Annotated in this window: 5 protein-coding genes; 4 read left to right on the top strand and 1 reads right to left on the bottom strand. The window is 42.7% G+C overall.

Annotated features, from left to right (window positions below; all coding sequences use genetic code 11):
• Positions 1-54 precede the first annotated feature (54 nt).
• The 4 genes from FEK30_RS00340 (at position 55) to FEK30_RS00325 (ending at position 10,450) form a co-directional block, all read left to right on the top strand.
• Positions 55-5,760, top strand: a complete 5,706-nt coding sequence (locus FEK30_RS00340; RefSeq protein WP_138071070.1) for an ELWxxDGT repeat protein — start codon at positions 55-57, stop codon at positions 5,758-5,760.
• A gap of 88 nt (positions 5,761-5,848) precedes the next feature.
• A complete protein-coding gene (locus tag FEK30_RS00335; RefSeq protein WP_138071068.1) occupies positions 5,849-8,272 on the top strand; it encodes an ELWxxDGT repeat protein in 2,424 nt (807 codons plus the stop codon).
• Between the two features lie 60 nt (positions 8,273-8,332).
• Positions 8,333-9,421 (top strand): glycosyltransferase family 4 protein, encoded by a 1,089-nt coding sequence (locus tag FEK30_RS00330; protein WP_138071066.1) that lies wholly within the window; start codon positions 8,333-8,335, stop codon positions 9,419-9,421.
• Between the two features lie 80 nt (positions 9,422-9,501).
• Positions 9,502-10,450 (top strand): IS630 family transposase gene (locus FEK30_RS00325; RefSeq protein WP_138071064.1). Its coding sequence is split into 2 segments (ribosomal slippage): positions 9,502-9,842 and positions 9,841-10,450, totalling 951 coding nucleotides; the frame shifts between segments, so codons are not numbered across the junction.
• Between the two features lie 40 nt (positions 10,451-10,490).
• On the opposite strand, the gene FEK30_RS00320 is transcribed toward FEK30_RS00325, so the two are convergent.
• Positions 10,491-11,786, bottom strand: coding sequence for a glycosyltransferase family 4 protein (locus FEK30_RS00320; RefSeq protein ID WP_138071062.1), 1,296 nt, complete (start codon positions 11,784-11,786; stop codon positions 10,491-10,493).
• Positions 11,787-11,835: the final 49 nt, after the last annotated feature.

Genomic DNA, 11,835 nt, shown 5'->3' with positions numbered 1-11,835 from the left:
GGCGGTGGGTGATTAGTCTTATAGTACTCTTCACAATCTGCCCTTGTGCCCGCCATGAGTTTTATCATCAAAGGAACCCTCCCCGATACCCTCGCTGCAGAACTTTCTTCTCAAGTGAGCAGCCTTGAAGCCTTGTTAACGGAAGTTTCCAGGGATGGGGTTCGCTTCTCAGAGATGATCCGCACCGTTTTTGGGGATGAGGTTGACCCTGGGGTGGTTGAGACTATCCGAGAGAGCTGGGCGGCGGGGGACTTTAGCAATGTTGCCCCGATAGAGATTTTGTCTGCGGCTGTGCTGGGTGGGAAGAATGGTGCCTTTGCGGCCCAGACTGATCGGATCTATCTATCGGCAGACTTGCTCAGTCAGGGTAGTGGGGAACAGATCACAACGGTGCTCCTGGAGGAGATTGGCCATTGGCTAGATGGGGAACTGAAAGCGACAGATACTCCAGGCGATGAAGGGGAATATTTTGCGGGGTTAGTGGTCGGGCAGGAATTCTCTGAGTCTGAACTGGCACGGCTGCAAATGGAAGATGATACTTCGATGATCGAACTTGATGGTCAGGAGATTGAGATTGAAGCCAATGACGGCACGACCCTTGACGTGCGACTCGTCAAAGATATTGACCCTGGCTCTAACTCGTCTTTTCCCAGAGATTTAACAGCATTGAGAGATAGGCTCTTTTTCTCTGCCAGTGATGGCGAAAATGGCTTTGAATTATGGGTGAGTGATGGTACCGCTGCTGGCACACAACTCGTTAAAGATATCTCCCCTGGCTCGTCTTTTCTCAGAGATTTAACAGCAGTAGGAGATCGACTCTTTTTTCGTGTCAATGATGGCGTTAATGGTGATGAATTATGGGTAAGTGATGGCACCGAAGCTGGCACACAACTCGTTAAAGATATCTACCCTGGCTCTGGCTCGAACTCGTTCGGCAATTCGTCTGATCCTGGGGGTTTAACAGCAGTAGGAGATAGACTCTTTTTTCGTGCCAATGATGGCGTTAATGGCTTTGAATTATGGGTGAGTGATGGCACAGAATCCGGCACTCGACTAGTTAAAGATATTCGCCCCGGCTCTAACTCGTCCTTTCCTGGAGGTTTCATAGTAGTAGGAGATCGGCTCTTTTTCTCTGCCAGTGATGGCGTTAATGGTGATGAATTATGGGTGAGTGATGGTACGACTGCTGGTACACAACTCGTTAAAGATATCTACCCTGGCTCGAACTCGTTCAATTCGTCTAGTCCCAGAGGTTTAACAGCAGTAGGAGATAAGTTCTTTTTCACTGCTGATAGCGGTATTGGTGATAGATATGGCTATGAATTATGGGTGAGTGATGGCACAGAAGCCGGCACTCAGCTCGTTAAGTATATTAACCCTGGCTCTAGTACATCTGTTCTTGACAAGCTGACAGCATTGAGAGATAGGCTTTTTTTCACGGCCTTTGATGGCGTTAATGGTCGAGAATTGTGGGTGAGTGATGGTACCGAAGCTGGTACNCAACTCGTTAAAGATATCAATCCTGGCTCTAACTCGTCTAATCCTGGGNATTTAACAGCAGTAGGAGATCGACTCTTTTTNNNTGCCAATGATGGCGTTAATGGTGATGAATTNTGGGTNAGTGATGGTACGGCGGCTGGTACACAACTCGTTAAAGATATTCGTCCCGGCTTTAGATCATCCAATCTCAAAGGTTTAATAGCAGTAGGAGATAAGCTCTTTTTCAATGCTGATGATGGTGGTGTCAATGGTCAGGAATTATGGGTGAGTGATGGCACAGAATCCGGCACTCGACTCGTTAAAGATATTCGCCCAGTTGCTTTGACGGTGGTGGGAGATAAGCTCTTTTTAGCTGCTGATGATGGCGTTAATGGTCAAGAATTATGGGTGGTTGATAGTGGTGATGATACTGTTCCCCCCCCATCCAATGGCATCCAAGACCCAACCGCAGAATTTTACGAATTTCTGGCCAAAGATATTGCTTATAAAACCTGGGAAAGTGGAGCACAAATTGATTTCACCCCAGAAGTCAGTTTTACGGTGGACAGTATTTTCAACGACCCTGATACCGGGCTATACGGCCTGGGTTTAGTATCATCGACCCTGTCACCAACCCTTGTCTTCAGGGGGACAGAGCCGACCAATGATTTATTTTTCGATGTCTTTGCCGACTTAGACCCAAATGGTATTGGCTTTACACAATATGACCAAAATAAAAATGAAATTTTGACATGGCTGGGGCAATACGAATCGCCAAATATAGTCGGGCATAGCCTAGGGGGGGCCCTCAGCCAACTCGCAGCAGCAGACCATACAAGTACAGGCGGAACATTAGGCGACGTATTCACATTCAACTCACCAGGAATATCAGAAAATTTTGCCGAAAAATTTAGACGAGAAAACACCGAAGAAGTAGAGCACTATATCGTATCAGGAGATTTCGTTTCATTGGGAGGAGAAGCCTTTATCGAAGGCAACTATAACCTCGTATCCTATTCAGGATTTGTTGAGTATGTAACAAGCGGCGGCTTTAATAAACACCTCAATCCATTCCTAACGGACTTCATCAGTTACGGCCAGGAAAACAATAGTACAAATAATTTAATTAAGCCAACAGAAATTGAAATCACTAGCTTTAGTAGTGTAGAAAAACTCAACTCAGAATTTTTTACATATATAGATCCAGAGTACTTTGCTTTTTTATTAGGGGCATTGACCGCAACAAGCAGCTTTCCAGAGACCCAAGCACTAATCGCCTCACTACTGTTTAGAAGTACCACAGAACAAAAAAGACAAGAAATTGGGGAAGAATTGCTGCCAATTTTAGAAGAATTAGGCATTGGTGATGATCAAGACACAGGTGGAACAGTTGACTTTCCAGATCAATCCTTTAAAATTCTAAACCTATTAGAAGTCGAAGCCGAAGCACTAAGAGTTAGCTATATAGAAAACCCAGAAAACTTCTTTAAAATACAAGGAATCCTATCAATTCCTAGCCTGTATAATGTTACGGCTGATGTCAGTGGCGAAAACTTTCTGCAAGTTGATTCGTCTCTAGAGCTAGATATAGTCGGCACAATTAGTGTAGAAAAAGTTGTGATTGTGCCTAATGTATGGGAGCTTAATCAAGCAACCCTAAGCGTGGATACTATTTTTCAGACACTTACCGGCGAGGCTTCCTTATTAATTCCCACAGGAATATCTTTAACGGGTAGCTTAGGGTTTCAGGATGGTAATTTCAATTCAATCGGTATCCTCTTAGAGGATTTAAACAGACCAATAGGGACAACAGGAGCGTTTTTACAAGATATTGGCGGCTCAATCAACAATGTGGCACCGACCGCCTTGGAGCCAATTACATTTGGTGGCGAGTTAGGAATAACAGCAGGGCCAACCATTAGCCTAATCTTGCCAGAGTGGCTAGGCGGTGGATTTAGTGGTTCATTGCTCAGTTTAGATATATCTGGCAGTCTCGATAAAGATAAGCTATCAGGAAATGGGACAATCCAATTCATTAATGGTTTAGCGACAGGAGAAGGCGATGCAGAATTCAATTGGAATCAAGGATTCCTCAAAGGAAACTGGGATATCGAAGTTGCGAATTTCCTAGAAGCATCCAGTAGTTTTAGGGCAGATAAAAATTTCAACCTGTATGCAGCAGGAGAAGCAAGCGTTATTATACCCAGCGCAGCCCTAGAAGTTGGTAATGTTCCGGGATTAGGCCTACTAAAATTCAACACAAGTGCAGTGAATTTAGGCAGTGCTGAATATATTTTAGATTTTAGTAATGATGATGATTTATCCAATGATTTTATCCGGGTATCGGGGCAAATAAATATTCCTGTAATTGGTGAACAAAATGCGTCAGTCAAAGTATTTTTTGACGGTGACGTAGAAGCGAATATTGGTAACTTCCTATTGCCAATTGGCAGTTATTTAGTCGAGGAGAATTCGGACTGGTTAGTTTTAAATGCTGTCTGGGAAAATGTCAATGAATCAGCTGCTATCAAAATCATCAAGCCAGATGGAACGGAGATCACAGAGGCAGAATTTGCAACAAATAACATTCAAATCGTTGACATTCTCAGCTCAGAGACTTCACGGGCTGTCGTCATTGATAATCCAGAAGCTGGCATCTGGGATATTTTGTTGGTGGACGAGACCGGTCTAGGCAATGTAGAGTATTCAGCTTTCACCGACTCAAGCGCACCAATTGTGAGTATTAACTCCCTTAGTTATGATCCCTCGCAGTACCAAGCTTCGATTAATTTCCGAGCAACAGATCCTGATTCGAATGCTGAGATTAGATTCTTTTATGACAATGATAATCAAGACTATGATGGTCTAGCCATAGCAGGTCGTGTGACAGAGACAGATGGGGATGGCACTTATATCTGGAATACGGAAGGGATTGCTCCGGGACAATACTACATATACTCAATGGCCTTAGACGAGTCGAACAATCCAGTATTGAGCAATTATTCGACAGAGACCATCACGATCACAGAATCAACAGATATTGCAGTGGCAAAAATACTGCTCGGAGCCGAGACCTATGCAAATGAGCTGTTCACATACAGGGTAAGCATTCGCAATGACAGCAGTACAGATGCCAAGAATGTCATCCTCAGCGAGCAGCTTCCGGAAGGCCTCGAAATAATATCCTCTACTGTAAACTCCGAAGACCGAGAAGATGATCAATATTCTTTTGAGTTGGGAACTATCGTTGCTGGCGGTAGTCGTGAGATTGATATCACGGTGCGAGCACCTAATGAGCTAGGACTATTGGAAACGACAAGTTACATTGAAAGCTCAACCTACGATCTCAATGAAAATAATGATGTCGCTAGTCTCAGATTTGAGATTACTGACCATGGGAATAATGACTTGAATCAAGCGCCTACAGATTTGAATTTAAGCAGCAACGTCATTGAAGAAAATTTATCGATTGATACTGTAGTAGGCAATTTATCCACGATAGACCCAGATATAGGAGATAGTCACACCTATAGCCTGACGAATGGCTACGGTGACAACAGTCTCTTTACCATTGACGGCGAGCAACTCAAGACAAATGCTGTCTTCGATTACGAAACCCAAAATAGTTTTGAAGTCCAAATACAAACAGATGATGGCAATGGCGGTACTTTCACAAAAGTCCTGACCATTAATGTCAGTGATGTCAATGAAGACCCTGATTTATCGTTTGTTCAGGGTCAAACCTATGCCCTACCCTCGATAAGAGACTATGATGGCAATCTGCATGGCCTAGATAATGCCGCCAGTGATGTTGTCAACGGCTACAAATACCAAGGGCAATTTGATGTGCAAGGGAATGGTCGTCGGGAAGGAATCTTTACGAATCGTGTATCGGGACGATGGGCAACAGTAGAAGCTGATCCCCTCACGGGAGAAATTGACTATTCTCGTAATGGAGCCGGAGGAACTACCCGTGTAGTGGGGATTTACATCGACCCAACCCTAGCCGATGAACCAGAAAAGATCGGTGGGCCATTTGATAGCCAACGTCGCTTCCAGAATGATCTAGAGATAGACAATTTAATCATGCGAGATGCAAATGATTATGATGGCGATGGATTCCAGGAGTTGTACTGGAAGGTGGCAGATGGGACGGCGTATCTACGGTCACTGATGCATGCGGATGGAAATATCCAATATGCGAACTATCAGAGCGAGCAGCAGATGATGGATTACCTGACCAGTACAGGTAATGCCGATGCCATTCAATCCATTATTTAGAAATTAAAAAGAGAAATAAAAGTATTGACACTTAGGCGGTGGGTGATTAGTCTTATAGTACTCTTCACAATCTGCCCTTGTGCCCGCCATGAGTTTTATCATCAAAGGAACCCTCCCCGATACCCTCGCTGCAGAACTTTCTTCTCAAGTGAGCGCCATTGAAACTCTACTTACGGAGGTTGCCAGTGATGGGATTCGCTTTTCAGAGATTATTCGCACCGTTTTTGGGGATGAGGTTGACCCTGGGGTAATTGAGACTATCCGACAGAGATGGCTCACGAGTGATTTTAGTGACATTGCTCCCATCGAGATTTTGCCTGCAGATGTGTTGGGTGAGGCGAATGGTGCCTTTGCGGCCCAGACTGATCGGATTTACCTCTCGGCAGACTTACTCAGTCAGGGTAGTGGGGAACAGATCACAGCGGTGCTCCTGGAGGAGATTGGCCATTGGCTAGATGGNGAACTGAAAGCGACAGATACTCCAGGCGATGAAGGGGAATATTTTGCGGGGTTAGTGGTCGGGCAGGAATTCTCTGGGGCCGAACTGACGCGGCTACAGAATGAAGATGACACTACGACGATTCAACTTGACGGTCAGGAGATTGAGATTGAAGCGAGTAATGGCACTATTGCTGCCAATACGCGACTCGTTAAAGATATCCGCTTTGGTTCATCCCCTATTCGTGGCTTAACAGCGGTAGGAGATAGGCTTTTTTTCGCTGTTCACGACGGCGTCAATGGCGATGAGTTATGGGTGAGTGATGGCACCGAAGCTGGCACACAACTCGTTAAAGATATTAACCCTGGCTCCGATTGGTCTTCTCCCCAGTATTTAAAAACAGTAGAAGATAGGCTCTTTTTCACTGCTGAGAATGGCGTCAATGGTCGAGAATTATGGGTGAGTGATGGCACGGCTACTGGTACACAACTCATTAAGAATATTAACCCTGGCTCTAGCTCGTCCTCTCCTGCATATTTAACAGCAGTAAGAGATAAGCTCTTTTTCAGAGCCGAAAATGGCGTCAACGGCCGGGAATTATGGGTGAGTGATGGCACGGCTACTGGTACACAACTCATTAAGGATATTAACCCTGGCTCTAGCTCGTCCTCTCCTGCATATTTAACAGCAGTAAGAGATAAGCTCTTTTTCACTGCTGAGAATGGCGTCAATGGTCGAGAATTATGGGTGAGTGATGGCACGGCTACTGGTACACAACTCTTCAAAGATATTTATCCTGGTTCGGGCCGGTCTAGTCCTGAGTATTTAACAACAGTGGGAGATCGGCTCTTTTTCTCTGCTCTTGATGGTATCAATGGTGATGAGTTATGGGTGAGTGATGGTACGACCGCTGGTACCCAGCTCGTTAAAGATATTAATCCAGGCTCTAGCTCGTCTAGTCCCAGAGATTTAACAGCAGTAGGAGATAAGCTCTTTTTCAGAGCGAATGACCGCCTCAACGGTACTGAATTATGGGTGAGTGATGGCACGGCTACTGGTACACAACTGATTAAAGATATTAGCCCTAGTACTGCCTCGTCTTCCCTTTGGTTAACGGCGGTAGGAGATAAACTCTTTTTTTCAGCTGATGATGGCGTCAATGGTAAAGAATTATGGGTGAGTGATGGTACTGCTGCTGGCACCCAACTCGTTAAAGATATTCGCCCTGGCTCTGGCTCATCTTCGCCTGAGAATTTAAAAGCAGTGGGTAATAAACTCTTTTTCAGTGCTAATGGTGATAACGCCAATGGTTATGAATTGTGGGTAAGTGATGGCACAGCCGCTGGCACTCAACTCGTCAAAGATATTAATTCTGGCTTCGAATCGTCTCGTCCTAAGTATTTGACAGTAGTGGAAGATAAACTCTTTTTCAGTGCTGATGATGATTCTAATAGCACTCAATTATGGGTGATCGATGAGGCAATAGATGAAGATATCAATGAAGACCCTGATTTATCGTTTATTCAGGGTCAAACCTATGCCCTGCCCTCGATAAGAGACTATGATGGCAATCTGCATGGCCTAGATAATGCCGCCAGTGATGTTGTCAACGGCTACAAATACCAAGGGCAATTTGATGTGCAAGGGAATGGTCGTCGGGAAGGAATCTTTACGAATCGTGTATCGGGACGATGGGCAACAGTAGAAGCTGATCCCCTCACGGGAGAAATTGACTATTCTCGTAATGGAGCCGGAGGAACTACCCGTGTAGTGGGGATTTACATCGACCCAACCCTAGCCGATGAACCAGAAAAGATCGGTGGGCCATTTGATAGCCAACGTCGCTTCCAGAATGATCTAGAGATAGACAATTTAATCATGCGAGATGCAAATGATTATGATGGCGATGGATTCCAGGAGTTGTACTGGAAGGTGGCAGATGGGACGGCGTATCTACGGTCACTGATGCATGCGGATGGAAATATCCAATATGCGAACTATCAGAGCGAGCAGCAGATGATGGATTACCTGACCAGTACAGGTAATGCCGATGCCATTCAATCCATTATTTAGAAAAAAACATCTAGGATTTTTATGTTGTAATCAATAAATTTCAAAAATAAACATTTATAAATGCTCACCTCAAATTTTTTAGTTAATCTTTCTGTTGACTTTGATAAACCTACGGGAATTGGCACCTATTTAAAAAATATCATTCCTCATCTATGCTCGCTTAACCCCACCCTATTAAGCAACAAAATTTATTCAGAGTTTAAAAGATATTCTATTCCCCGAGGAATGACTTCTGAAAATGGCAAAAAAGGACATTTTAAGCGTTTGTTTTGGACGCAATATGAGCTGCCCAAAATATACAAACAAATATCTTCTCAATTATTATTTTCTCCTGTACCAGAAGCTCCTCTTTGCCAGAAAGTAAGTTTTGTTACAACAGTGCATGATTTGATCCCGGTTCGTTTTCCGGGTCGATTTTCCCCTTTATCTTTTTACTATCAATATTATGTTCCTCAAGTTTGTCGGCAAGCACAACATATTCTCACAGTCTCTCAATCGACGGCGGACGATTTAGTTACGACTTATGGAATTTCTAGTCAAAAAATCACCCCTATTCTCTTGGCATATGATTCTAAGTATTTTCAGCCTATGGCAGTAAAATCTACTGAGTTTTATTTTCTTTATATCGGCCGCCATGATTCCCATAAAAACCTCAAGCGCTTAATTGATGCTTTCTACCAATTTCAGAAAAACACAGCTTATAAAGATGTTCAGTTGAAGCTTGTGGGGCCTATAGATCAACGGTATACGCCTCAGCTTAAGCAACAGATTCAAGAGTTAGATTTGGAAGGGTCTGTCAAATTTTTGAATTATACACCCTATAGTGCATTGCCAAAGATTATTAGCGGGGCGATTGCCTTGGTGTTTCCATCTCTCTGGGAGGGATTTGGATTGCCTGTACTAGAAGCAATGGCTTGTGGAACTCCGGTGATCACCTCTAATCTTTCTTCACTACCTGAAGTTGCTGGAGATGCTGCAATCCTAGTTAATCCTTATCACACCGATGAGATTGCAGATGCAATGCAGGTGATCATTAAAGATTCATCTTTAAGACAAAATCTTGTGGACAAAGGATTGGCACGAGCGAAACTTTTCAGTTGGGAAAAAACAGGACAAGCAACGGTTGAAATTCTAGAACACTTTCTATAAAGTTCTCTTACAGCATTTTTCGGGCTAGTAAAGCGATAGCGAGTAAGATAAAGCTGTAATCTACCCAATCAAAATTTGCAGTGCGACCCTACTCTGTTGATTTACGCCAAAAAATTATTGACACCTATCTCGAAGGCAAACTATCACAGCGCCAAATTGCTGAGCAATTCCGGGTTGCCTACAGTTTCGTGCGTAAACTAACTAAGCAATATCGTGAAACAGGAGATATTCAACCCAAGCAGCGCCTCAAACAAACCCCCACTAAACTCAATGAGACTCAACTCATCACCCTGCAACAGCTAGTAAAGCAGCATAATGATGCAACCTTAGCCGAACTCTGTGACCTTCTCGAAGAAACCGTTGGCGTCAGGATTAGTGTGACCACAATGTTTCGGATGCTCCAAAAACTCAAGATAACCCTCAAAAAAAACACTGCATCCCGATGAGAAAGAAACAGAACGAGTACAGCAGCAACGATATGAATTTTGGCAACTGGTGCGGGAGATTTTAGTAAAAGACTTGATCTTTATTGATGAATCAGGGGTTGATTTAGCGCTGACTCGATTACGGGGTCGAGCACCCAGGGGAAAACGTGCCCATGGGAAACGTCCCAGCAAAAGGGGGAAACGAGTATCCATGATTAGTGCCATTAGTCTTGAGAAGGTACTGACCAATGTAAATCTACTGGGCAGTAGTGATGGTCTCACTTTTGAAGCTTTCATACATCGCCAGTTAGTACCTCAGTTATGGCAAGGAGCCTGTGTGATTATGGACAACTGCTCTATCCACAAGGGGAAAGCCATTAGGGACTGTATTGAAGCAGTTGGTGCAAGACTGATATTTCTTCCTCCATACTCGCCAGACTTTTCACCGATTGAGAATTGTTTCTCCAAAGTCAAAAGTATTTTACGTTCGTGGGGAGCCCGTACTTATCCAGAGCTCGCACAAGGGATTGAGGCCGCCTTCTCACAAGTATCAAGCCAAGACTTGCAGAATTGGTTTACCCATTGTTGCTACTCCGCCTCATAAGACCGAAAAACGCTGTAANTTCTTTGACCGAATCAAGAAATTACATCACTTTTTGATATGCTTCATAAATTCTTTTTGTATAGTTTTCTGAGTTAAAAAACTTCACTCTCTCTTTACCTAACTCAACTAACTGGTGTCTCATTTGAGGGTTGTTAATTAATTTTTCAATTCCTGATCTAATGTCATTTGAGTCATAGGGATTTACGTATATAGCAGCATTGCCGCATATTTCTGGTAAAGAAGAGACTTGTGAAGTGACCACAGGACACTCAAATGACATTGCTTCTAATGGAGGTAGTCCAAATCCTTCATACATGGATGGAAAAACAAAGCAAAAAGCACCATGATAAAGATAATCAAGGTCTGCCCTCGGCAAATAGTCAAGGATTTTGACTTTCCTTGGAAAATTTCTTCCAAACATGCTTTCAAGATTTTTCAGTTCATTTTCCCAAAGCCATGCTTTTTTCCCAACTATAACTAGCTTCATCTCTTTGTCTAAACCTTTATATGCTTCTATAAGTCTCCGTACATTTTTCTTTGGTTCTATTGCACCGACAAAAAGAATATAGTTATGAACCTGTAATGAATATTTTTCTAAAACCTTACTAGTTAACTTTTTTTTAAAAAAAATTGATTTTTCAATAATAGGTTGATAAGTTAAAAATACTTTTTCAGGGTCTACATCAAAAGATTTAAGAATATCTTGTCTCGAATTTTCAGAGACTGTCAAAATCAGATCTGATTTTTCAATTGCATTTTTAACAACATCAAAAAAACGCTTTTTATTATCTAGAGTCGTAAATGGAAGCTTAAGGGGAATTAAATCATGAATAGTTGTTATTGTTTTCGCGTTTTTTAGCTTGATTGGCATAGGATAGGTGGCATGCCAAATATCCACTTTTTTGGGAACATTAATACATATATCGAGCTTTAAGGCGCCATATAAAGCATTTGCCATATTATAGCAACCACTACTATTAAATATCTTGCCTTTTTCTGCTAGCATCTCAAAGACAAAATCTCCCTCTTGTTTTATGACAAAATTTGTAATTGGAATTTCTTTGACGCCACCAAAATATTGCCCAATAAAAAACCGTAATAAATCAAAAGCTGAATAGCTTTTGTTGTCATGCCTGTCAAAGAAAGTAGTTTCAGCTAAGAATGTAGAGTCCATATATTTTGTATTCCCTATATGACGACTACATAGTACATCTACGTTTGCATTGAGAGATATAAGTGCTTTGATTAGAGTAGCAGCATAAGTCTTTATACCAGTCCCTTTCTGCATTTCTAAATTGTATCCATCTACAACAACGTTAATTGAGCTTAAATTCATAAAATTTCCCTTATTTCTAATAGAATCTTACAAGGTTTGATGTTAGCTA

Source organism: Picosynechococcus sp. PCC 11901 (assembly GCF_005577135.1).
GTDB lineage: Bacteria > Cyanobacteriota > Cyanobacteriia > Cyanobacteriales > MRBY01 > MRBY01.
This window is presented reverse-complemented; position numbering and strand designations above follow the sequence as displayed.